Raw genomic sequence first — 21,856 nt, forward strand, 5'->3', positions numbered from 1 at the left:
TCCTCAGGGTATAAAGCAAATGTACACTTTTTCAGCTCAGCTGAAAAAAAGCTCTTCAATTATTTTAATATAATCAATCCGAGGCTGATAGCCAAGAGGGATTTTATGTGCAACTAATTCTAACTCTGAATAGGAAATTGATTTTCGGCCACCTGTTTCTTTACGGTCCCAGAACTCCAATAAATGAACAGCTTCAAGGTAATAAAATTCATTTAACATAGATAGTATTACAAAGCTTATTCCACCATGTTTTAAGACACTTTTCATGTGGTGAATTTGATGTTTATGAAAATTTTGTAATGGAAAAGAAGTTTTGTTTTTGGTTTCCTTTGCTTCAAAGTCGATGTATCGACCTTTGTAAATGCCGTTATAATCGGTTGTTGAAGATTGCTTAAAATAGGCTTCTTTAATCACAGCGGCACTTCGCCTCGGGTAATCCACGTTGACAATTTGTACAGGCGTTGGTTTTTTATGAATAACTGCTACTTGATTTTCAAGATAATAGCGATTTGTTTCATTTAAATCATCCTCTAATGTCATACCGCGATTGCTATATGTAATGGATTGTTGCTTTTTTTGTTGTGTCGATGCTATTGGTTGATAAGCCTTTCCGTTGGGATAACGAAAGATCATTTCTTCCCTCCTCAGTGAAACTAATACCTATCATATCAAAAAAATCAACAAAGTAATGATTAAAAAGTTTTGATTTTGTTACAGAGTACTTCAATAGTCTTTGGGAGACTCTAAACAATGAGGTGATTCTGTGCATAATGGTAAGTCCAAAAACTTGTTATGGCAGCCTGAAGCTGAGAGTTTAGATTTGCTCACGTATATAAAGAATACGACACAGTTAGGAAATTACGACAATATCTCTCGAACATATGCTTATAAAAATTATTATGAAAGAAACTTAGAAATCAAATGGTCGTTCCTCGCAAGTATGGTTTCTCGTAATGCAGGCTGGTGTATGACAGACCTCCAAGGTACCTGGTTTCGAAAGGCATTGTCAAACGAAAAGAGGCATTTACTATTCATGACTTATGAAAAAGCCAATTGGAGGATATTTGCTGATGCTTACCCACAATTATTAATCTATGAACAATCAAAGAAGGAAAACAAACCTCTATTTTCCCTATTAATACACTTTCATGTGTCTACATTTATGGTTAAGGAATGGCAATACTTTTGGGAATACCAAGATAAAGAGAGATTAATGATTGCCTTAATTATAAATGAGCAAAACGTTATTCAAAAACCGATAATTGAAAACAAATTTTATATAAAAAAGGTTTTTCATTCCTTCCCTTATTTTTTTCAAGATGAATTTCACTTTAGTACCGTCATCTTTCCTACTATGAGGGGGGAATTGTATGGTTTTTCTGTTTATGATTTTCAAAACGTTACGAAAAGAATCCAACTTGGTAAAAGATTAGCATGGTTACTTTTTCATCCTGAATATTATGATGACTTTCTCTTGTTTTCAAGAATTATTACACATACAGGCTCACGGTATGATTTCGAACAATATATACCCAAAAAGAGTAAAAGAGAAACCCCCTTTTTAAGAACAACCTATCCAATCGTTACACATCTATTAGACGAAGTACAAAGAGATTGGTTTCATGGTCAATCTACAACCAAATGGTTTCGAAAAGAAAAGAAGCCAGATACGTATCACATAACAGAATGGTATAAACAAAAGAAAAAACAATTACATCTATTTACAACGATTGAAGAATATTGGAAAAATAAATAAAAGGGAAGAAAAAAGCAAGGAGCGAAGTCCTTGCAAAAGAATTAGGTTGATGGACGATTTGGTCCGTCAAGCTTTTTATCACCTAACCCACCCTTTTTTTCTTGTTCCGCTTTTGGTTGCTTTTTATTTGATTGTTTTTCCATAATAACACCTCCTAATAATAGTGTTTGCAAAGTAACAGTTTTACATTCGGTTCTGCCTTAGAAGTTGTCGGTTATTGTTTGATTTTAGATAGTTTGTACTTTCTTTGACGAATCAGAACTAGTTTTGTCAAGTGAGAAGGTGAATGACCGAAAAAAAAGAATATCTACAGTATTAGATGGGAGGAGTTTATGTGATCCAACTTATTCAAAAGTCAGTGATTGTTGAAAAATTAGTGGAATTAGAAAAAGAGCTCTCATTTCTCGAAACTACATTTAACAAAAGCCTTCATGCTAGATCAAAGGGTGAAGAGCAAATTGTTGACCAAATTGAGAGTATTGACCAACATCTAAAAGACCTTTCTGTATGCTTGCAAACTGAAAATAAAAGAGATACAGTTACGCTTAAAAAGGGGAATTACACAACTAGTTCTCAAACTCTCTTGGCAATCGGGGAATAAAAATAAGGAAAAGTGTGAAATTTCTCAAAAGCTCTGATATGATGTTCAGCAGAGGTGAAAAAATATGGAAAGTCATATTGTTACATGTTCTGAGGAACTTTTGCGTCATAATGATGAATGCCTAAGGCGTTTTTCAACAGACTTTAATCGAGAAGATGTTTCATTTTTTGATGAGGTCAAGCCAACATTCGAACTAATTATGGATCTTGCTAGTGAGTGGAAGGTACAAGCAGACCGGTGGATTCGCGAGAATAAACCCAAATATATTCATCCTTCACAAATAGATGCAACGATTAAAAATTTCGAACAAGTTGTCTTGCAGTCTTACTATAAAAATACAAATGTTCAGCGATTTAAAAACATGCATCACTCCAATCAGTATGTGATTGAAAGCATTGTGAGTGGAATTAATAAAAAACAGGACCTCACTTAACGTAGTAGGGTCCTATTTATTATCTAAATTATTTTTCAACCTTAATGGTAACAGGGCGATTTCCATCTTTAGCTACAGTTTCAATCGCGTATTCAACATCTGCTGTATGTTTAGCAGGAGCATTGGCAGCGACTTTAGGCTTTGTTGGTTCATGTCCTTTTTGTTTATGATTAAAGTTGTTTCCTCTACCCATTTTACTATGCCTCCTCATGATTCAACTTCAATATCTAATATGAACCATTTAGAGATGTGTTATGTATGTTATGAATGACTACCCGAAGTTACTTGCAGCTGATCTGGGTTTGAAGCGCCATCTTCTTCAAGCTTTTTTACAATTTTACGGAATTCAGAAATAGACAAATCTCCATTCATATACAACAGCTTTGTAAAATCCAGTAGTTCGTTTGCATCTGTCGCTTCATAGTCTTTAAACTGTAAGAATTTTTCCTTTAGAGCCATCATTTCCATTTTTAATCCCCCTTGTAAAAACTTCTCCTTCATATTACCACGGGTTGTATGCGTTTTATTATTTTTAAAAAATTGAGACTTCCGACAATAAATGACAAATTCCCTCTGCTTCTTTATTCACAGGATAGGCGAAACAATCATAAATTAAATGAAAGGTGTACCTAACTAGGGGGAGGATTATAAAAGTGAATTCCAATGGACATACACGTCAAAGTTTAAGAGGAAGGTCTCGACGTAGGAGACCTAGTCAACATCCTTTTACGCATCCCTACCAATCTTATTCACAGTATGGAGTCGATCATGCAATGCCTTTATATCATCAAAATACGAATCAACAGCAACAAAATTATCTTCCATATCAACAAATGTATCAGCAACCAAATTTACAACAGCAGTTTACTGCTCCTGATTCAAATCAATCATATTATCAGAACTATATACCTTATCCAAATCCGTATCCTAAACCGGTGCCCCAACTTAAACAATCAACAACAGGATTCCAAACGGTAGTTGGGCAATTTAAAAAGCAGGATGGACAATTTGATTTTAATAAAATGATGGATACAGCTGGTCAGATGATGAGTGCGGCTAATCAAATGGGATCCCTGTTTAAAGGGGTAACCTCAATATTTAAAGTGTAACGATTGGAGGACTCGTCATGCTTGATCAACTATTCAATCAAGTCAGTGTTAATCCACAACTCATTATTGTCGTGCCGGCATTAATGATTTTAGGTTATGCACTTAAGAAAACACCGAATGTGGAAGATTGGATGATAATTTGGATTATTTTATTTTGCGGAATCATAGCAAGTGTCTTTACACTAGGATTTTCTGTTAATGGCGTTGCGAATGGAGTAATTGCTGCGGGTGCAGCGATAACGACTCACCAAATGGTTAAGCAATCACTCGAGTCACTTAACACATCAAGTAAGAAACAAAATCAATCAAAAAAACACCGAAAAGAAGAGCAAAAATGAACGATCGAGGTCATTTTTGCTCTTTATTTAAATTCTCCAAAGCAAGTAAATTCTTCACTTCATTATAGGATAGACCAGACTTTGCGTTGGCTCTCTTAACATCATCACTGTTTGTATTTGAGTATTTTTTTGTAGAAAAATTGGCCATCACTATCTCCTTTTAGATAAGTAACTCATACACTTCATTTAGTTGATTGCCTCGAACGAAGTCCTGCTCTTCAAAGGCATATTTAATCTCATCAGGTAAAACATCGTTTAAAAATTTCATTTCTTCTTCATCCAATTGATAAACAAAATCACGTTCAGATGAAAAATTCCCACTTTCTAGCTTTTTATAAATAGTTTGGCTCGTTCCATTACGGTCCGTATAGTTTGACAATGCTTCTCTTAGGTAACTTAAAGTAAAATCCATTTCAAATCATTCCTTAAAAAAGTTTTTAAAATCTTTGGATTCCTTATTCTTACTTGCATAAGGATTAAGCTGGCCAGTATCTGTCGTATCAAGATTTGTTTTTATCACAAGCGAAGGAGAAGCAGATGCGTCAGCAATCACTCGGTCACTCATTTCTTTAAAGTCAGGCAAATTATGATTATTTTCCACTTATATAACACCTCCATTGTTTAGTGTGGAGAAAATACAGTTATTTCTTACACGTAAAAAAATGGATGCATAGAAGCAACATATTTTTTTATAGATAAGTGCAGGATAAGAAAAAGTGAAAGGGAGGATGTAAAATGACTAAGAAACCTAATAAACCACAAAAAACAAATATGGAGTTTGGAAAAGAGTTCACCGGAAAACCTTCTAAAACAGATCGAACTAAAAATAATAAGAAGAGCAATGAATAATAATTGCCACAAATCCTTCTTACGTTTAAAATCCCTTAAGTAGGGTAAATTTTGAACAAGATTAAGTTTGGAAGGAGAAAAAAGATGTTAAAAAAATTGTTTGGTAAAAAAGAAGATAAAGTAAGTGAAGAAATCATATACGCCCCTCTAAGTGGAAGGCTTATGAATATAGACGAAGTACCTGATCCCGTATTTTCTCAAAAGATGATGGGGGATGGGATGGCAATTGAGCCTACTAATGGGGAAATCGTTTCGCCAGTTGATGGTGAAATTATCCAAGTTTTCCATACTAAACATGCAGTTGGAATTCGATCAAAATCTGGAATGGAAATTTTACTACATATTGGCTTGGAAACGGTCTCAATGAATGGTGAAGGCTTTGATGCGCATGTAAAGGAAGGAGATAAAGTAAAAGTGGGAGATCCGCTCCTTACCTGTAATCTCGACCTCATCAAAGAAAAAGCAGCCAGCACAATATCCCCAATTGTGATTACAAATGGAGATATTGTCCAAACATTTACGAAGGAAGCACTTGTGGATGTCGAAAAAGGTACTTCTAGGATATTTCAAGTTGTAGTTAAATAACGATTAGCATTAGATCTAAAGCAGAAGCTACTTTTTCTGCTTTTTTTAATTTTTTGCTTTCTTTCCGAACGTATATTCGTTATTATAAAGAAATAAGATCTAGAATTTGAGGTGACCGAGAGTGGAAGTAAGAAAGTCATTGCCAACTCTTATTAATTCACTACGTAAGGATAAAGAATTTCAAAAGCAAGTCGTCCATTGGCACACCATTCAACCTAAGTTAGGGGAAACAGTTGCTTTTCCAAAAGAAATAGATCTCCGATTAAGGAACGTCTTAGATAACAGAGGAATTCCCTCATTATACACTCACCAATATGATGCGTTTCAGGCCGCGACTGGGGAGAAAAGCTTTGTTGCAGTTACACCTACAGCATCTGGAAAAACACTTTGCTATAATTTACCCGTTTTACAACAGATTTTAAAGGATGAAACGTCGAGGGCGTTGTATATATTCCCAACCAAGGCATTAGCACAAGATCAAAAGAGCGAGCTAAATGAAATCATTACAGAGATGGGGGTTCCAGTTAATTCATATACATATGACGGTGATACCTCACCTACTATACGTCAAAAAGTAAGAAAAGTTGGTCATATCGTCATAACGAACCCTGATATGCTTCACTCAGCGATTCTTCCACATCACACAAAATGGGTATCGTTATTCGAAAACTTAAAATATGTTGTCATTGATGAACTTCATATTTACAGAGGAGTTTTTGGAAGCCATGTTGCAAATGTGATAAAACGCTTGAAAAGAATTTGTAAATTTTATGGAAGTAACCCTCAGTTTATTTGCACATCTGCAACAATTGCAAATCCGAAAGAGTTAGCCGAAACCCTAACAGGTACCACTATGGAACTACTATCAAAAAATGGGGCTCCTTCAAGTAAAAAGCACTTTGTTTTTTACAATCCACCTATTGTAAACAAAGCCTTACATATAAGACGTAGTGCAACCTTGGAAGTACGAAAGCTAGCGAGTCAATTTCTGAAAAATAAAATCCAAACGATTGTGTTTGCTAGGAGTAGGGTTAGAGTCGAGATTATCCTAACCTATTTACAAGAGCTCATCAAACGAGATGTAGAAAATCACTCAATAAAAGGATACCGTGGAGGCTACTTGCCTAAACAACGAAGAGAAATAGAAAAAGGGCTCCGGAGCGGTGAAATTTTAGGTGTAGTAAGTACAAATGCTTTAGAGTTAGGCGTTGACATTGGACAACTTCAAGTCTGCATTATGACTGGATACCCTGGGACCATTGCGAGTGCATGGCAGCAAGCAGGTCGGGCTGGGAGAAGACAAGGAGAAGCACTTATTATTATGGTTGCTAGCTCGAGTCCATTGGATCAGTATATTATTAAGAATCCAGACTATTTTTTACACCAAAATCCAGAGACTGCAATGATTAACCCTGAAAACTTAATTATTCTAGTTGATCATGTTAAATGTGCCGCATTTGAACTCCCTTTTAAAGAAGGAGAGACATTCGATGGAATCGAATTAGATGAGATTCTTGAATTTCTAACGGATGAAAAGGTTTTGTACCAAAATCATGGCAAATATCACTGGATGAATTATTCTTTTCCAGCCCACAATATAAGCTTGCGTTCTGCTTCACAAGAAAATGTCATCATCATTGATCAATCAGACGTAGCCCAAGTAAAAGTTATCGGTGAAATGGATCGATTTAGCGCAATGACATTGTTACATGATGAAGCAATATATTTACATCAAGGTATTCAATTTCAAGTAGAAAAGCTCGATTGGGAAGAAAAAAAAGCATTTGTAAGAGAGGTAGATGTAGACTATTTTACGGATGCAAATTTAGCTGTTCAATTAAAAGTATTGGAGATTGACGAATTGCGCGAACAAAAAATTGTCGAATGTGGATTTGGTGATGTAACAGTTCAAGCAATGGCAACAATCTTTAAAAAAATTAAATTCGATACACATGAAAACATTGGGTCAGGACCCATTCATTTACCAGAGGAAGAGTTGCATACCAATGCTGCCTGGATCAGTATAAATGATACAAACTCAAGTGATGTATCTAAACAGCGTTTGGAAGAAGCCTTATTAGGTACAGCCCATGTCCTGCAGCATATTGCACCTTTGAAAGTGATGTGTGATCCTTCCGATTTACATGTTATTTCTCAAATTAAAGCGGTCCACAATGACAAACCTACCATTTTTATTTACGATCGCTACCCAGGTGGAGTTGGATTGTCTAAAAAAATATTTGAAACAATGGATTCGGTGCTAACTGATGCAAATCAAATGATTTCAATGTGTCCATGTCAATCAGGTTGCCCATCGTGTGTTGGAACTGAAAGCATGTCGGAACATGTAAAAACAGACACTCTTAAATTAATTACTAGCTTAAAGGAAGAAAGCGAATGTCTATCAAGTCAAAATTAAACCGATTAAAAAAACATGTTAGCCATGACCAATATTCAAGGCCTTCTGAGCCTGCAAATGTCGAAAAAGAGCCTTTATTGGATTCATGGGCTGCACATCAGACGATAAAATACACGTATGATTCTCAATATTGTTTAGTTAGAGAAGTAGTCTATCCACTCTCGTTTTTGCATGGTCACTATCAATTAGGAGAATTTCATCGAATTGTTGAACTGTGGAATCAAAGTGATAGCAACCACCCATTATCTTGTAAAGGACATAAAGCAAGTGATCTATTTTTCTTTGATACGGAGACTACAGGTTTAGGTGGAGGGGCTGGAAACACGATCTTCTTACTTGGACAGGCACAAGTGTTTTCTGACAAAGTAGTAATCAAACAGCACTTTCTAGCAGAGCCAGGTAATGAGATAGCATTGTATCAAAGCTTTCTAAATGGGATCAACAGCAAAACGCTTGTGACCTATAACGGAAAAGCATTTGATTGGCCTCAAGTAAAAACTAGGCATACATTAATTCGTGACTCAATCCCGAAACTACCTTCTTTCGGACATTTCGACTTATTTCACGCTTCTAGAAGACTATGGAAAAATCAATTGGAGTCAGTAAAGCTAGCTATAGTTGAAAAAGAGATTTTAAATATAAAGCGCGAGAATGATATACCAGGTTATTTAGCGCCTATGTTGTATTTTCATTATCTTGAACATCAAAGCCCTGACTCTATCATCGGTGTGATGAAACATAATGAAATTGATGTACTTTCTCTTATCACACTGTATATTCATCTTTCTTTAAAAATTCTTCATACGAGCGAGCGAGCAACTGATTTGGAACAGTTTGAAGTTGCGAAATGGTTAGATAGCGTAGGAGAAAAGAAGGCTGCATTTTCTACCTATCAAGCGTTAACGGAAAAAGGCTCAAAAAAAGATCACGAGGCAAAATATGCAATGGCACTGCATTTGAAAAAAGAAAAAAATTGGGTGCATGCATTAACGTTGTGGAAAGAGTTATCAGGATCTTCACATGGGGAAATTAAAACGCAAAGTGAAATCGAGTTAGCTAAGTTTTATGAACATAAAGAAAAACGTTTAGATTTAGCATTATTTTATGCAAACGAAGCAAATAGAACATTGAAAAGCCGAGAACAAATGATTAAAGAGGAACTTGCTAGAGAGAGCTTAGAAATTAGTAAGCGAATCAATCGCATTATGCGAAAGATCTCTGGCTAATATTCCCCGGGCAAGCGCAAAAACAGAGGTATTTCTACAAAAATATGTCGATTTTATGAAATAAACGCAAAAGAGTAAGAAATCGTTGTAGAATTTTGTAGAACGATGTAAAATAGGTGATTGTACACACAAGGAAATGGGGAGAAAAATCGATGTACAAAGGAATTCTTTACTTGTTTTTTATCGTCTTGGTATTAACTGTGTTTATTTTTTCAAATTTCAAGGAAAGCTTTTATGCATTTCTTTAAAAAATAGGTTATTGTATTAGTACATGTATACCCTTTTCTTCATAGGCTGTTAAGGTAAGACAGATAAAATGAAGAAAGGAGAAATAACATGCATTGTAAACCTAAAATGATGGCTCCTATCGTCCATCCAACTAAATGTTGTGTTCAAAACAACTATTCAGAAACAATTGTACCTCACATTCACCCGCAACATACAACAATCGTTAATCATGAACATTTCAAACACCAACATTATTTCCCTCAAACACAATCTGTGGTTAATGAAGTGACGAACCAACAATTTAACGCTTACGGTCCAAGACCTGGATTCGGAGGTCCTGGTGGCCCTGGCTTCGCTGGTGGAGCTCCTGGTGGATACCCAGGTCCTGGAGGTCGTCCGGGATTTGGTGGCCCATTCGGTCGTTAATTTTTTGCTGCGGGAGCTGATTTTCAGCTCCTCTTAAATTTTATGTTCATATCTTAAGGGATGAGTATGTATACTTTAAAAGGTTACCAAGGTAACGGTATCACAAACCATAGAGGCAAGGTATTCTACATATAAAAGGTGGTTCAAGTGAAGGTTCTAACAATTTCAGGATATAAGCCTTTTGAACTTGGTATTTTTAAGAATGATGATGAGGGCGTTTTTTTCATTAAAAAGGCAATTGAAAAATCGTTAATTAGCTTACTTAACGATGGATTAGAATGGGTAATCATTAGTGGACAGCTGGGGATTGAACTTTGGGCAGCTGAAGTTGTTCTAAGTTTACAAATAAGTTATCCAGAGGTAAAGTTAGGTATTATCACTCCTTTCTTAAATCAAGAAAGTAATTGGAAGGAAGACAATAAAGAGTTTTATGAGAGCATTCTTTTGCAAGCAAATTTTGTTGACAGCATTACGAGGCGAGAATATGACAGCCCACAGCAATTTAGACTTAAAAATCAGTTTTTTCTCGACAAAAGTGATGCGCTTTTGTTGGTTTATGACAATGAAAAGCCCGGATCACCCAAGTACCTGTTTGAGCTTGCACAAAAAAAACAAGAAGTAGAAGAGTACCCCTTGTTTTTAATTGATTTTTATGACCTTCAGTTGATTGTCGAAGAAGAAAATATAAAAAGAGAAATTGACAATTACCAAGATTTCTGAAAAAATATAATTTGTTGACTTTGCAATAATGAGGTGAAAGATATGCTTTCAGATAAAATTAAATTAACAGCCAAAGAAATATTAGAAAAAGAATTCAAGTCTGGTATGAGAGGTTACAAGCAAGAAGATGTGGATAAGTTTTTAGATTTAGTAATAAAGGATTATGAAGTATTTCAACAAGAAATTGATGAATTATACCAAGAGAATCTTCGTTTAAAGAAGCAATTGGATGACTCATACAAAAAACCACAACCTGTTCAAACAAACACAACAAACTTTGATATTCTTAAACGTTTATCGAATCTTGAGAAACATGTGTTCGGAAGTAAATTATACGATTGATTCTTCCTTTTTTTAACACTTGCAAATCCTGCATATTTTTATTATACTTAATCTCGCTGTTAAATTAATAACGTTCAGGTAATCGCTGCAATCTTTTAAGGTTGTAGAGGAAAGTCCATGCTCGCACGGTGCTGAGATGCCCGTAGTGTTCGTGCCTAGCGAAGTCATAAGCTAGGGCAGCTTTAATGGCTGACGGCAGGGAAACAGCCTAAGTCCTTTTTAGAGGATATGGCTCTAATACCTTGAAAGTGCCACAGTGACGGAGTCTTACAAGAAATTGTAAGAGTGGAACGAGGTAAACCCCACGAGCGAGAAACCCAAATAATGGTAGGGGCACCTTCTTGGAGAAATTGAACGAAGAGAAGGACAGAAGAATTTTCTTCTGTAGATAGATGATTACCGCCTGAGTACGAGGCTTTGCCGCTTGTAGTACGATGGAACAAAACATGGCTTACAGAACGTTATTAAACAGTATAATATGACAGTCACAAGCTCTCCATCTTTTAGGAGAGCTTTTCATTTACATAACGGAAAATTATATTTTGGGAATATTCCCGTTAGAGTCGTGTTAACTTGTACAAACTATGAATTAAGCTGATTAATGAAGTGAAAGAAAGTTAGGTGAAATCGATTGGGAAAAGTAACACTAATAGCGACTGCTGCAATGGGTTTGGAAGCGTTAGTCGGTAAGGAAGTAAAAGATCTTGGATATGATTGCACGATTGAGAACAGCAAAGTCATATTTGAGGCTGATGAACTAGCTATTTGTAGAAGTAATCTATGGTTGCGAACTGCTGATCGTGTAAAAATTTTAGTTGGTGAGTTTCAAGCAAGGACCTTTGATGAGTTGTTTGAAAAAACGAAGGCACTTAACTGGGGGGATTATCTGCCTGAGAATGCAGAATTTCCCGTTATCGGAAAATCGGTCAAGTCAACATTAGCAAGTGTCCCTGATTGCCAAAGAATTGTAAAAAAGGCGATTGTTGAAAACATAAAAAAACACTATAAGAAAACGGCAGATTGGCTTGAAGAAGATGGCCCCTTTTATCGTATTGAAATTGCTTTGTTAAAAGATAAAGCTACACTTACTATTGATACAAGTGGATCTGGTTTACATAAGCGAGGTTTCCGAACTGAGCAAGGTGAAGCCCCTATTAAAGAAACATTGGCTGCAGCAATGGTATTACTGACTAACTGGACTCCCGACCGTCCGTTTGTAGACCCGTTCTGTGGATCAGGAACCATTCCAATGGAAGCAGCTCTTATTGGACAGAACATCGCTCCTGGCTTTAATCGCGAGTTTGCTTCAGAAAATTGGCATTGGATTGGCAAAGAAACTTGGAATTCAGCACGGCAAGAAGTAGAAGATAAAGCCAATTATAATCAACCTCTTGAAATCTATGGTCATGATTTAGATCACCGAATGGTTCGAGTTGCTGAAGGAAATGCCGAAGAAGCTGGGTTAAATGACCTAATTACGTATAAACAAATGCAAGTGAGAGATTTTACGACAAAACTAGATTACGGGGTTATTGTAGGAAATCCACCATACGGAGAAAGACTTGGAGAAAAAAGAGCAGTCGAAAACATGTACAAAGAAATGGGACAAGCCTTTTCTAAATATGATACATGGTCCATATATATGTTAAGCTCTCATCCTGATTTTGAAAAACTCTATGGAAAACCGGCAACGAAGAAGCGCAAGCTGTTTAATGGGTTTATCCGCACAGATTATTATCAATACTGGGGAAAGAGACCACCAAGAAACGAATAGTTTAAAGGGTATTTTTTGGACCAGGTTCATATTTTACCCTTGGCTTCCTCTAAAGAATGAAAATCACCGCATATTTGTTGTCATTTTGGCATAGAATAGAATCTCGGAATCTAAACTATTTAGCCATAGGGAGTGACACTTTTGTTCGGTGATGACCAATTTCAGCTAATTTCCAAAGCGTTGCATACAACCTATCAATCATTACTTGACAATGGGTATGAATCCAATGTTGTAGAGCGTATTGATATGGCAAAAGAAGATCTTATAAAAGCGTTAGCGCATTCATCTTCGGTTGATCATAAATTGCTGATACAGTCATTGTTTGATAATCAGTAAGAAGCTGAGCTTTCTTAATGGAAAGCTCTTTGTTTTGTATTTTTCTAAAAGAAAATTGACTTTCAATCATCAAAATGAAATAATTAAAATTTAGGAGAAATTTAGATTCTGGAGGAAGCGTACATGGTGGCGTCACGTTTGCCTTTTACTGTATCAAAAAGTGAAAGTTTTTATCAAGCTTTAAACAATTGGATTGGTGATGTTTTTTACGACATATTACCTGAAAAAGGCTTTGAATTACGAGATGAGCAAATCTTTATGGCTTTTCAGCTCGAACGAGCGTATCGAGAGAAAAAAGTAATGTTTGCTGAAGCCGGTGTTGGTACGGGTAAGACAATTGTTTATCTTTTGTACGCGTTAAGTTATGCGCGATACTCAGGTAAGCCTGCAATTATAGCCTGTGCTGATGAAACGTTAATTGAGCAACTTGTAAAGCAAGAAGGAGATATTTCTAAACTTACAAAGCTTTTAGACTTATCTATAGATGTTCGCTTAAGTAAATCCCATAGTGAATACCTTTGTTTGAAAAAGTTAGATTCCACGATTCAAAAGGGCGGAGAAGAAAAGTATCTCAACTTATATGAGTCTCTCCCGGACTTTGTCCACGAACAGTCCGGTATGCAACGGTTTACTGCATATGGAGATCGAAAAGAGTATTCACATCTCTCAGACGATGAATGGGTGAAAATTGGCTGGGACTCATTTCAGGACTGTTCGTCATGTGATCAGCGTCATCGATGTGGGTTAACTCTGTCACGAGATCATTATCGTCGCGCTGCAGATTTAATTGTATGCTCTCATGATTTTTTCATGGAACATGTTTGGACATTTGATTCGCGAAAAAGGGAAGGTCAAATGCCCTTATTACCAGAATACAGCAGTGTTGTATTCGATGAAGGTCATTTACTAGAATTTGCTGCACAAAAAGCACTCACCTATCGTGTGAGACAAAGCTCTTTACAAGCTTTTTTAGAGCGTATACTTCAAAATGACATTCGGGAAGAATTTGCGTATCTTGTTGAAGATTCTCTAGCAATTAATGATGAATTTTATTATACACTTGCAGATTGCTCTACAAGTATTGATGGATCGAATCGTCATAAAATTACTGCAACCGAGAAGTTAAAAAAACAAGGAAAAGAGCTTCAACAAAAACTGTCAGAAGTTAGTGAAGCCCTTGTTTTTGAGAGTGAACTTTATACTATTGGTGAATATGAACTTAAAATTGTAGAAGAATATATTGATCAGATGGAGTATTCGTTGTCTCTGTTTAACGGCACCAACAATGCGGTCAATTGGATTGAAGAACAAGAAGGATCCTATACATTGGTCATAATGCCAAGAACGGTTGAAGAAGTTTTAAAGGAAAAAGTTTTCTCCCAAAAAGCACCATTTGTTTTTTCTTCAGCTACCCTCTCAGAAAATGAGTCGTTTGACTATATTTCAAAGAGTTTAGGTATCGAAGAATATCTATCATTATCAGTAACATCGCCTTTTGATTATGAAGAACAAATGAAGCTGAACCTCACGAAAATTCCGAATGATGAACAACAAAATAACAATAAGTATGAAATCGTCCTAAAATCATTAGCGGAGTCAGGTGGACGTGCTTTACTTTTATTCTCTACCGTTAAAGATCTAAAATGGTTTAAAGGAAAAGTTGCAGAAACCAAGCTTTCATTTCCTATGTTGTTTGAAGGAGATAGAGAAATAAGCGTGATTGTTGAGGAATTTCAACGAACTGAGGAATCCGTGTTATGTGCAGTCCATCTATGGGAAGGCTTAGACATTCCAGGTCCTTCTTTATCAAATGTGATAATTTGGTCATTGCCATATCCTCCTGATGATCCAGTCTTTGAAGCAAAACGAAACAATGTCAACGACGCTTTTACAGAAGTAGATTTACCTTATATGATTTTAAGGTTAAAACAAGGAATCGGCCGTTTAATTCGGACAAGTAGTGACAAAGGCTCTGTTACGATTTTTATGTCAGAAGATGAAGAAAACATTCTCGCTAAAATTAACCAAGCATTACCTACTGAACCTAGTCAAGGATAAAATCCTACTAGGTTTTTTTCTTTGACAAGTGGTAAGGAATTCCATTACTCTTAAAATAGTGATAATTTTAAAAAAATCAATTTTGGGAGGGTCAATATGTCTCATGAAACGATAGAAAAAGAATTTATGGACTATATTAAAAAGATGAAAAGTTATAATGAAGCGATAAGTTTAATGTTTTGGGATTTACGCACAGGAGCTCCCAAAAAAGCAGTTGAACAACGATCTCAAACAATTGGAATATTATCTACTGAAGTCTTCCAAATGCTTGTTTCAGACAAAATGAAGGAATACATAACCGTTTTATCTGAAGAAAACACGTACAGCAAGCTTTCGGCTATTACACAAAAATCATTAGAGCTAATGAACAAGGAATACAAAAAAAACAAAGTAATTCCTCCAGAGGAATATAAAGAATACGTTATTCTCCAAACAAAAGCAGAATCTGTATGGGAAGAAGCAAAAAATACCTCTGATTTTCAATTGTTTGCTCCATATCTAAAGAAAATTGTAGAATTTAATAAAAAGTTAATTGGTTATTGGGGTTACGAAGGAAATAAATATAATACATTATTAGAAGAGTATGAACCAGGAATGACGGTTGAGATTCTAGATAAGGTTTTTAAACAAGTTCGTGATCATGTTGTTCCTTTAGTACAAGAAATTAATGCTTCAACTAATAAACCTGAAACAGACTTTTTATTTAAAGCGTTTCCTAAAGAAAAGCAACGTCAATTGAGTGAATTTCTGTTAACTGAAATAGGCTATGATTTTGAAGCTGGTCGTTTAGATGAAACCGTTCACCCATTTGCAATCGGAATAAACCGTGGTGATGTTCGTGTTACGACAAAGTATGATGAAAAAGACTTCCGTACCGCCGTTTTTGGGACGATTCATGAGTGTGGTCATGCTGTATATGAACAAAATATTTCTGAAGACTTAGAAGGCACTTTGCTATGTACAGGAACTTCAATGGGTATTCACGAATCACAATCGTTGTTTTATGAAAACTTCATTGGTCGAAATGTCGGGTTCTGGGAGCGCTACTATGAAAAATTAAATGAATATGCCCCAGAGCAATTCAAAAATATCTCTTTAGAAGATTTTTATCGTGCAATCAATGAATCAAAACCTTCCTTGATCCGTATAGAATCTGACGAATTAACTTATGCTTTACATGTTATGGTTCGATATGAAATTGAGAAAGCATTATTCAATGATGAAATAGAAGTGGAAGATCTACCACAGGTTTGGAATGAAAAGTATCAGGAGTACTTGGGTGTGACTCCACCCAATGATGCACAAGGTGTCCTTCAGGATGTGCACTGGTCTGGCGGCAGCTTTGGATACTTCCCTTCCTATGCTCTAGGGTATATGTATGCTGCACAACTTCATCAAGCGATGTTGAAAGATTTACCTAACTACGACGAGCTAGTCAAAACAGGTGATTTTGAATCGATTAAGTCTTGGTTAACCTCCAATGTACATCAGTATGGGAAAATGAAAAAGCCTTTAGAAATATTAACGGATGTAACAGGTGAAGGCTTGAATGCAAGCTACTTGATTAATTATCTAGAAGAAAAGTACCGACGAATTTATAAATTATAAAGGGAGGAAGCAGATAATATCTGCTTCTTTTCTTTTTTAAAAAAAAGAAAGTTGAAGTAAAAAGCGAACATTTCTTTATTTGGAAATTAAAATAATTCGTGTTAATTTAGATTTCCCCTTTTCAGAGTCAGTTTCTCTTGCTATAATTCTATTAAATTAAATATGCACTCATATAATCGTGGGGATATGGCCTACAAGTTTCTACCGAGTTACCGTAAATGACTTGACTATGAGTGAAGATCTGTTGCTAACCTATTTAGGAGTATTTTAATTTTAAGATTGCCTATTTGGTTTTTAATTTTAATTAAAAGCAGCATTACTTCACTCTTGTTGAAGCAATGCTGCTTTTTTATTTTGTTTTGAAGGGAAGAAAAAAGATGAAACTACTTGAGGAAAAAATACGCACCGAAGGAATTGTTCTTTCTAACAATGTTTTAAAAGTTGATTCGTTTCTAAATCATCAAATTGATCCATTTTTAATGATGGAGATTGGCAAGGAATTTAAGAGGCGGTTTCAAGCTAATGGAATCACAAAAATTGTAACGATTGAATCATCAGGGATAGCGCCATCAGTTATGGCAGGTCTTGAGTTGGAAGTTCCTGTATTGTTTGCACGAAAAAGAAAATCACTTACTTTAACAAATAATCTCTTAACTGCTTCTGTTTATTCCTTTACAAAACATGAGGAAAATACGATCGCGATATCATCTCAGTTTCTTGATTCATCAGATAAAGTTCTTATTATCGATGACTTTTTAGCAAATGGACAGGCTGCCAAAGGTTTAATTGAAATTGTTGAAAAATCAGGAGCTGAAGTCGTCGGAATTGGAATCGTAATTGAAAAGTCGTTTCAAGAAGGGGCAAGACAATTGAGAGAAGAAGGCTATCGAGTGGAGTCGCTTGCTAGAATTTCCTCATTGAACGATGGAGAAGTCGGATTCTTACCAACTATTAACCAGGAGGTTACAGCATGAAAAACTCACTTAAAACATTTTCGTTGGGGATTCAACACGTTCTCGCAATGTATGCAGGGGCTATAATTGTCCCCTTAATCGTTGGTAATGCCTTGGGTTTAACGAGTGAACAATTAACCTACTTAGTTGCCATTGACATTTTTATGTGTGGAATTGCAACCTTTTTACAAGTTTGGCAATCTAAGTATTTTGGAATAGGATTACCAGTCGTTTTAGGGTGTACGTTTACTGCAGTTGGCCCAATGATTGCAATTGGATCAGAATACGGTCTTTCATCCATTTATGGGGCAATATTAGCATCAGGCGTAGTTGTTATATTAATCGCTTCATTCTTTGGGAAGTTAGTTCGGTTTTTCCCTCCGGTTGTAACCGGATCTGTTGTTACAATTATCGGAATTACGTTAATTCCTGTCGCAATGAACAATATGGCGGGTGGGCAAGGTAGTGAGGATTTTGGTTCAATCGTGAATCTTTCGTTAGCTTTTGGTGTTCTGCTTACAATCGTTCTGCTGTACCGCTTTTTTGATGGTTTTGTTCGATCGATTTCAATCTTACTTGGAATAGTAGCTGGTACAATTGTGGCTGCCTTTTTAGGTATGATCAATCTTGAGCCCGTTCGGGAAGCATCTTGGCTTCAAATCGGTCAACCTTTTTATTTTGGTGTACCTACCTTTGAGGTTGCTCCAATCTTAACGATGATCATTGTTGCCATAGTCAGTATGGTCGAATCAACAGGAGTGTATTTTGCATTAGGTGATATTACCAATCGGAAATTATCAAAAGAAGATTTAGCAAAAGGGTACCGAGCAGAAGGACTTGCCTATGTGATTGGAGCAATCTTCAACGCTTTTCCTTATACAACTTACTCACAAAATGTTGGATTAATTCAGCTGTCTGGTGTCAAGTCAAGGAGTGTAATTGTTATAACTGCTGTTATGTTGATCGGTCTAGGCTTAGTTCCAAAAATTGCAGCATTCACGACAATTATCCCTGCTTCAGTTTTAGGCGGTGCAATGATTGCTATGTTCGGAATGGTTGTTGCTTATGGAATTAAGATGCTTAGCCACGTTGAGTTCGCCTCTCAAGAAAACTTATTAATCATTGCTTGCTCTGTAGGTTTAGGACTTGGTGTAACGGTTGTACCGGATATGTTTGCAAACCTTCCGGAATCATTTAAAATCTTAACGAATAACGGAATTGTCGCAGGAAGCCTAACAGCTATTATCTTAAATATTATCTTTAATGTAATCCCAACGCGTCAAAAACGCAGTTCTGAAAAAATTGACGGGGTGTCACAGCAACAAGCATCATAAAGTAAGTTTAGGACCCCATGATTTATCCGACATATTACTAACAAAAAAATGTTAGAACGTTATCTACATTTTCGTGCATTTTGCATGACTTTTGGAGGTGACGTTTTTTTTATGAAAAGAAAAAGAATAACTGTTCGAGTTAGTTCTGCAAAATTAGAGAGAGAAAGTTTCAATTTTACGTTTAAACAAGCATTTGAATATTTCACTTCAGCAAAAAAATCCGAAGGTTTAAGAAATTCAACTTTAGTAGGACATGACGAACATTTTAGATTTTTCGTTAACTGGTTGAATAATTTTCATCCAGAATTAAAAAAAGTAAATGAAATTAATCCTGTTCTTCTGAGAGATTACATCAACTACATGCAAGATGATCACTTTAATTTCAAAACTAAGAAGTGTGGTCTTGGTATTCAGACGATTAATGCAAGGATTAGATTCTTAAAGACGTTTTATGCTCTCCTATACAAAGAAGAAATAGCAAACTCTAACCCTTTGGAACAGATTAAGTTACTCAGAGCAGATGAGACTCCTTTCGAGCCACTTACAGAAGATGAAATGAAAAGGTTGTTAGATGTACCCGATTTAAAAAAATACCCTCAATGGCGTGATTATTGCGTCATGATGTTGCTATACGATACAGGAATGAGAATTTTGCTATTAATCTAACTGTCAATGAGTTTGATTTTAAGGCTAGAAGAATAGTTTTACCTGCTGAGAAGAATAAGACACATAAAGTCAAAATAATTCCTTTGTCTAGTCACTAAGCACTATTATCATTACTCTGAGCAGGACAAGCTAGAATTGGGTTTAGAGTGTCTTAAACAGCTTGTGAGGAATATTAAGCTAGGCAATAATTAGGATTACAAATGTGTTTGGCTACTTTAATCGAATTGTTCATGGAATTTTAGATCAGAGGTATTTTAGTGAGTTGAGTGAAGAGGCAGTTTAAAAGATGGGTACAAGTTGCTTGCTAGGTTGTAGGACATATACAAGGAAATTGGACTTGTGCCCAGTTAAAGTATGTGCAGGTTAGTGATAATTTATGATTATAAATTTCAAATAAAAAAATACCCAACCAATTGGTCAGGTATTAAAGATTATTTCTTATTCTTTGGTCTCCTAGGAATTACTGGTATCCTAGGAGATACCTCTTCTGATGCTTCTGTTTGATATTGTAAAGAATTATTTCCTTTTCTTTCAGTCGGTTCATTTTTATTGAGAACACTTGTAACCATGTATTTATGAAAGAAGTATTCGAACAATGCCACACCAACTGATGCAATTAAGGAAGCCCAAAAAATACTTGCTCCATTGTCTGAAACGTTAGCTAGAATGAACCAGATAACAACAAATGCTAAACCTAAATCAGCGATTGTTGCAATGGTATTGTTAGTTCTTGGCAAAATAAATAAATCTCCCAATACATAAGAAACAGCACCTAAAATGAAAGTAATTAATAATACATTTTGAAATGATAAATCAAATCCAATGCCTAAAATAACAAACAACAATGCAAAGCAGGCAATAAATTTAATTACCATAGCCCATAGATGTTTCATTTTTACTATCACCTCCTAATCTCAGTGATAGTATGCTTAATTATTAGATACTTATTCTATTTAATTTGAAATAAAGGATATATTTAATAAAAAGACTATTTTAAGCAGAAAAAAGGACATAGAAATCTCATTTCTTATCCTCTCACTCCGAGTCTTCTCATGTAGGATAATAAATGCTTTAGCTATTAATTCATAGTTAGGTTCATTTAAATGTCTAATGGTGCATTTAGGTTTATGTATTACTTTCTTGTTTTCTTTTAGTTTATCTGTCATTTCTGTTCACCTCAAAATATTTATCGTAAAATAAAAATGTCCACAAATAATAAAAAACTTGTGGACAAACGCAAAAAACAAATGCTATATTTAAAAGTACCTATCCGTATGTATATAGGTATATCATCTTAACATATCTTATTATTTTATTAAGTCACAGCAACAAGCATCATAAAGTAAGTTTAGGTTAATTTTAACAAAAAAATCCCTCTTGAAGAATTGCACGAACTGCTGTATTATAATACTACAAGCTGCGTTGTACGTAATTGTAATTAAGTTTTACCTTTAATCTGTAATAGGGAGTTTTATATTGAACTGGAATGTCATGCCTCCTTGATAGAGGACGACAGGAAGGTTTCTGCAAACACCCACTTTGAGGAGTGGTGGTTTAAAACTTTCTTATAAATATTACGGCAAATGTGGCTTTTACTTATGAATTATCATGATTGATAAGATAAACCAGTTTCCTAATGGAGACTGGTTTTTTGCATCTTAAGTTTTGTGAAAATCGTTCCTTTTATAAGAAAAATAAAAATTTACCGTTAAATATTTGCATATCCAATCATTACCTGATACTATATAAAAGAATTATTTTTGTTCTAATGGGCAAAGATAATTTTATAATCGCTTTACATAAATAGGAGGCAACAAACATGGCACAAGGAAAAGTTAAATGGTTTAATGCAGAAAAAGGTTTTGGATTTATCGAAGTTGAAGGTGGGGACGATGTATTCGTACATTTCTCAGCTATTCAAGGTGAAGGTTTCAAATCGTTAGACGAAGGTCAAGAAGTTACTTTTGATATCGAAGAAGGCCAACGCGGACCTCAAGCAACTAACGTACACAAAGCTTAATTGCTTTGATGATCAAACAGACTCCTATCGGAGTCTGTTTTTTTTCGTTTTATAGAAAATTGTGATAGTACCTCC

26 protein-coding genes, 2 other RNA genes and 1 riboswitch are annotated in these 21,856 nt (G+C 35.4%); of the genes, 21 read left to right on the top strand and 7 right to left on the bottom strand.

Translation table 11 applies throughout. The features are described 5' to 3' along the window. Positions 1-36: 36 nt before the first annotated feature. Positions 37-630: a Holliday junction resolvase RecU gene (gene recU, locus ACFFIX_RS09280; protein WP_378933104.1), complete on the bottom strand. Its 594-nt coding sequence runs from the start codon at positions 628-630 to the stop codon at positions 37-39. A gap of 133 nt (positions 631-763) precedes the next feature. Here recU and ACFFIX_RS09285 point away from each other — a divergent pair, with 133 nt between their 5' ends. From ACFFIX_RS09285 to ACFFIX_RS09295, 3 genes are all read left to right on the top strand, one after another. Next, complete coding sequence (locus ACFFIX_RS09285) at positions 764-1,756, top strand: DUF2515 family protein (protein ID WP_378932898.1); 993 nt, start codon at positions 764-766, stop codon at positions 1,754-1,756. 334 nt (positions 1,757-2,090) lie between these two features. Next, positions 2,091-2,357, top strand: a complete 267-nt coding sequence (locus tag ACFFIX_RS09290) for a hypothetical protein (protein ID WP_378932901.1) — start codon at positions 2,091-2,093, stop codon at positions 2,355-2,357. A gap of 64 nt (positions 2,358-2,421) precedes the next feature. Beyond that, positions 2,422-2,790: a DUF1798 family protein gene (locus tag ACFFIX_RS09295; RefSeq protein ID WP_378932904.1), complete on the top strand. Its 369-nt coding sequence runs from the start codon at positions 2,422-2,424 to the stop codon at positions 2,788-2,790. 28 nt (positions 2,791-2,818) lie between these two features. Here ACFFIX_RS09295 and ACFFIX_RS09300 read toward each other — a convergent pair whose 3' ends face one another. Together ACFFIX_RS09300 and yppF are read right to left on the bottom strand one after the other, a co-directional pair. Beyond that, the gene (locus ACFFIX_RS09300) at positions 2,819-2,983 is read right to left on the bottom strand and encodes a hypothetical protein (protein WP_378932906.1); all 165 of its coding nucleotides are present in this window, start codon (positions 2,981-2,983) and stop codon (positions 2,819-2,821) included. A 68-nt stretch (positions 2,984-3,051) separates the two neighbouring features. Further along, entirely contained in the window at positions 3,052-3,258 is a 207-nt protein-coding gene (gene yppF, locus ACFFIX_RS09305) for a YppF family protein (RefSeq protein ID WP_378932909.1), read from the bottom strand. Between the two features lie 185 nt (positions 3,259-3,443). Between yppF and ACFFIX_RS09310 the strand changes: the two genes are divergently transcribed. Both ACFFIX_RS09310 and ACFFIX_RS09315 read left to right on the top strand, forming a co-directional pair. Beyond that, on the top strand, positions 3,444-3,899 hold the full coding sequence (locus ACFFIX_RS09310; RefSeq protein ID WP_378932911.1) for a YppG family protein: 456 nt from the start codon (positions 3,444-3,446) through the stop codon (positions 3,897-3,899). 17 nt (positions 3,900-3,916) lie between these two features. Beyond that, positions 3,917-4,237 carry a phage holin family protein gene (locus ACFFIX_RS09315; protein ID WP_378932914.1) on the top strand — a complete coding sequence of 107 codons (321 nt, stop codon included), beginning with the start codon at positions 3,917-3,919 and terminating at the stop codon, positions 4,235-4,237. 10 nt (positions 4,238-4,247) lie between these two features. On the opposite strand, the gene ACFFIX_RS09320 is transcribed toward ACFFIX_RS09315, so the two are convergent. Genes ACFFIX_RS09320 through ACFFIX_RS09330 form a run of 3 tightly spaced genes read right to left on the bottom strand, consistent with a single transcriptional unit; the run spans position 4,248 to position 4,838 of the window. Then, a complete protein-coding gene (locus ACFFIX_RS09320) occupies positions 4,248-4,385 on the bottom strand; it encodes a hypothetical protein (protein ID WP_378932916.1) in 138 nt (45 codons plus the stop codon). Positions 4,386-4,397: 12 nt separating this feature from the next. After that, positions 4,398-4,649, bottom strand: coding sequence for a sigma-G-dependent sporulation-specific acid-soluble spore protein CsgA (locus tag ACFFIX_RS09325; protein ID WP_378932918.1), 252 nt, complete (start codon positions 4,647-4,649; stop codon positions 4,398-4,400). 6 nt (positions 4,650-4,655) lie between these two features. Then, the gene (locus ACFFIX_RS09330) at positions 4,656-4,838 is read right to left on the bottom strand and encodes a hypothetical protein (protein WP_378932921.1); all 183 of its coding nucleotides are present in this window, start codon (positions 4,836-4,838) and stop codon (positions 4,656-4,658) included. A gap of 332 nt (positions 4,839-5,170) precedes the next feature. Here ACFFIX_RS09330 and ACFFIX_RS09335 point away from each other — a divergent pair, with 332 nt between their 5' ends. From ACFFIX_RS09335 to ACFFIX_RS09400, 14 genes are all read left to right on the top strand, one after another. Further along, positions 5,171-5,671, top strand: a complete 501-nt coding sequence (locus ACFFIX_RS09335; protein ID WP_378932924.1) for a PTS sugar transporter subunit IIA — start codon at positions 5,171-5,173, stop codon at positions 5,669-5,671. Positions 5,672-5,792: 121 nt separating this feature from the next. Continuing rightward, complete coding sequence (locus ACFFIX_RS09340) at positions 5,793-8,090, top strand: DEAD/DEAH box helicase (protein WP_378932927.1); 2,298 nt, start codon at positions 5,793-5,795, stop codon at positions 8,088-8,090. Further along, a complete protein-coding gene (locus ACFFIX_RS09345) occupies positions 8,069-9,316 on the top strand; it encodes a ribonuclease H-like domain-containing protein (protein WP_378932930.1) in 1,248 nt (415 codons plus the stop codon). The genes ACFFIX_RS09340 and ACFFIX_RS09345 overlap by 22 nt, the downstream gene beginning before the upstream one ends. 336 nt (positions 9,317-9,652) lie before the next feature. Next, positions 9,653-9,970, top strand: a complete 318-nt coding sequence (locus ACFFIX_RS09350) for a CotD family spore coat protein (RefSeq protein ID WP_378932933.1) — start codon at positions 9,653-9,655, stop codon at positions 9,968-9,970. 147 nt (positions 9,971-10,117) lie between these two features. Next, positions 10,118-10,690: an SLOG family protein gene (locus ACFFIX_RS09355; protein ID WP_378932936.1), complete on the top strand. Its 573-nt coding sequence runs from the start codon at positions 10,118-10,120 to the stop codon at positions 10,688-10,690. A 42-nt stretch (positions 10,691-10,732) separates the two neighbouring features. Further along, positions 10,733-11,032, top strand: a complete 300-nt coding sequence (gene gpsB, locus ACFFIX_RS09360; protein WP_378932939.1) for a cell division regulator GpsB — start codon at positions 10,733-10,735, stop codon at positions 11,030-11,032. A 70-nt stretch (positions 11,033-11,102) separates the two neighbouring features. Next, an RNA gene (gene rnpB / locus ACFFIX_RS09365) (RNase P RNA component class B) lies at positions 11,103-11,491 on the top strand. A gap of 172 nt (positions 11,492-11,663) precedes the next feature. After that, the gene (locus tag ACFFIX_RS09370; protein WP_378932942.1) at positions 11,664-12,806 is read left to right on the top strand and encodes a THUMP domain-containing class I SAM-dependent RNA methyltransferase; all 1,143 of its coding nucleotides are present in this window, start codon (positions 11,664-11,666) and stop codon (positions 12,804-12,806) included. 141 nt (positions 12,807-12,947) lie between these two features. After that, positions 12,948-13,142 carry a hypothetical protein gene (locus ACFFIX_RS09375; RefSeq protein ID WP_378932945.1) on the top strand — a complete coding sequence of 65 codons (195 nt, stop codon included), beginning with the start codon at positions 12,948-12,950 and terminating at the stop codon, positions 13,140-13,142. 123 nt (positions 13,143-13,265) lie between these two features. Then, positions 13,266-15,200: an ATP-dependent DNA helicase gene (locus tag ACFFIX_RS09380; protein ID WP_378932948.1), complete on the top strand. Its 1,935-nt coding sequence runs from the start codon at positions 13,266-13,268 to the stop codon at positions 15,198-15,200. Positions 15,201-15,296: 96 nt separating this feature from the next. After that, complete coding sequence (locus tag ACFFIX_RS09385) at positions 15,297-16,808, top strand: carboxypeptidase M32 (protein ID WP_378932951.1); 1,512 nt, start codon at positions 15,297-15,299, stop codon at positions 16,806-16,808. 148 nt (positions 16,809-16,956) lie between these two features. Continuing rightward, positions 16,957-17,058: riboswitch (purine riboswitch) on the top strand. Positions 17,059-17,185: 127 nt separating this feature from the next. Beyond that, entirely contained in the window at positions 17,186-17,782 is a 597-nt protein-coding gene (locus ACFFIX_RS09390; protein WP_378932953.1) for a xanthine phosphoribosyltransferase, read from the top strand. Beyond that, positions 17,779-19,095 (top strand): nucleobase:cation symporter-2 family protein, encoded by a 1,317-nt coding sequence (locus ACFFIX_RS09395; RefSeq protein ID WP_378932956.1) that lies wholly within the window; start codon positions 17,779-17,781, stop codon positions 19,093-19,095. Before ACFFIX_RS09390 ends, ACFFIX_RS09395 begins: the two co-directional genes overlap by 4 nt. A gap of 111 nt (positions 19,096-19,206) precedes the next feature. Further along, a complete protein-coding gene (locus tag ACFFIX_RS09400) occupies positions 19,207-19,761 on the top strand; it encodes a tyrosine-type recombinase/integrase (RefSeq protein ID WP_378932959.1) in 555 nt (184 codons plus the stop codon). A 431-nt stretch (positions 19,762-20,192) separates the two neighbouring features. Here ACFFIX_RS09400 and ACFFIX_RS09405 read toward each other — a convergent pair whose 3' ends face one another. Then, entirely contained in the window at positions 20,193-20,654 is a 462-nt protein-coding gene (locus tag ACFFIX_RS09405; protein ID WP_378932962.1) for a YndM family protein, read from the bottom strand. A 518-nt stretch (positions 20,655-21,172) separates the two neighbouring features. On the opposite strand from ACFFIX_RS09405, the gene ssrS reads away from it, so the two are divergent. Both ssrS and ACFFIX_RS09415 read left to right on the top strand, forming a co-directional pair. Next, positions 21,173-21,357, top strand: a non-coding RNA gene (ssrS, locus tag ACFFIX_RS09410) — 6S RNA. A gap of 223 nt (positions 21,358-21,580) precedes the next feature. Then, complete coding sequence (locus ACFFIX_RS09415; RefSeq protein ID WP_378932965.1) at positions 21,581-21,781, top strand: cold-shock protein; 201 nt, start codon at positions 21,581-21,583, stop codon at positions 21,779-21,781. The last annotated feature ends 75 nt before the right edge of the window (positions 21,782-21,856 follow it).

The sequence above is a fragment of the Metabacillus herbersteinensis genome (assembly GCF_042433335.1).
Classification (GTDB): domain Bacteria; phylum Bacillota; class Bacilli; order Bacillales; family Bacillaceae; genus Metabacillus; species Metabacillus herbersteinensis.

Excerpts from the sequence above, each read along its gene's own strand:
- ACFFIX_RS09345 (WP_378932930.1), top strand. The coding sequence starts at position 8,069 with ATGTCTATCAAGTCAAAATTAAACCGATTAAAAAAACATGTTAGCCAT.
- ACFFIX_RS09405 (WP_378932962.1), bottom strand. The coding sequence starts at position 20,654 with ATGAAACATCTATGGGCTATGGTAATTAAATTTATTGCCTGCTTTGCA.
- ACFFIX_RS09300 (WP_378932906.1), bottom strand. The coding sequence starts at position 2,983 with ATGGGTAGAGGAAACAACTTTAATCATAAACAAAAAGGACATGAACCA.
- ACFFIX_RS09320 (WP_378932916.1), bottom strand. The coding sequence starts at position 4,385 with ATGGCCAATTTTTCTACAAAAAAATACTCAAATACAAACAGTGATGAT.
- ACFFIX_RS09350 (WP_378932933.1), top strand. The coding sequence starts at position 9,653 with ATGCATTGTAAACCTAAAATGATGGCTCCTATCGTCCATCCAACTAAA.
- ACFFIX_RS09415 (WP_378932965.1), top strand. The coding sequence starts at position 21,581 with ATGGCACAAGGAAAAGTTAAATGGTTTAATGCAGAAAAAGGTTTTGGA.
- ACFFIX_RS09390 (WP_378932953.1), top strand. The coding sequence starts at position 17,186 with ATGAAACTACTTGAGGAAAAAATACGCACCGAAGGAATTGTTCTTTCT.
- ACFFIX_RS09380 (WP_378932948.1), top strand. The coding sequence starts at position 13,266 with ATGGTGGCGTCACGTTTGCCTTTTACTGTATCAAAAAGTGAAAGTTTT.
- ACFFIX_RS09400 (WP_378932959.1), top strand. The coding sequence starts at position 19,207 with ATGAAAAGAAAAAGAATAACTGTTCGAGTTAGTTCTGCAAAATTAGAG.
- ACFFIX_RS09395 (WP_378932956.1), top strand. The coding sequence starts at position 17,779 with ATGAAAAACTCACTTAAAACATTTTCGTTGGGGATTCAACACGTTCTC.
- ACFFIX_RS09335 (WP_378932924.1), top strand. The coding sequence starts at position 5,171 with ATGTTAAAAAAATTGTTTGGTAAAAAAGAAGATAAAGTAAGTGAAGAA.
- ACFFIX_RS09295 (WP_378932904.1), top strand. The coding sequence starts at position 2,422 with ATGGAAAGTCATATTGTTACATGTTCTGAGGAACTTTTGCGTCATAAT.
- gpsB (WP_378932939.1), top strand. The coding sequence starts at position 10,733 with ATGCTTTCAGATAAAATTAAATTAACAGCCAAAGAAATATTAGAAAAA.
- ACFFIX_RS09315 (WP_378932914.1), top strand. The coding sequence starts at position 3,917 with ATGCTTGATCAACTATTCAATCAAGTCAGTGTTAATCCACAACTCATT.
- yppF (WP_378932909.1), bottom strand. The coding sequence starts at position 3,258 with ATGGAAATGATGGCTCTAAAGGAAAAATTCTTACAGTTTAAAGACTAT.
- ACFFIX_RS09385 (WP_378932951.1), top strand. The coding sequence starts at position 15,297 with ATGTCTCATGAAACGATAGAAAAAGAATTTATGGACTATATTAAAAAG.
- ACFFIX_RS09325 (WP_378932918.1), bottom strand. The coding sequence starts at position 4,649 with ATGGATTTTACTTTAAGTTACCTAAGAGAAGCATTGTCAAACTATACG.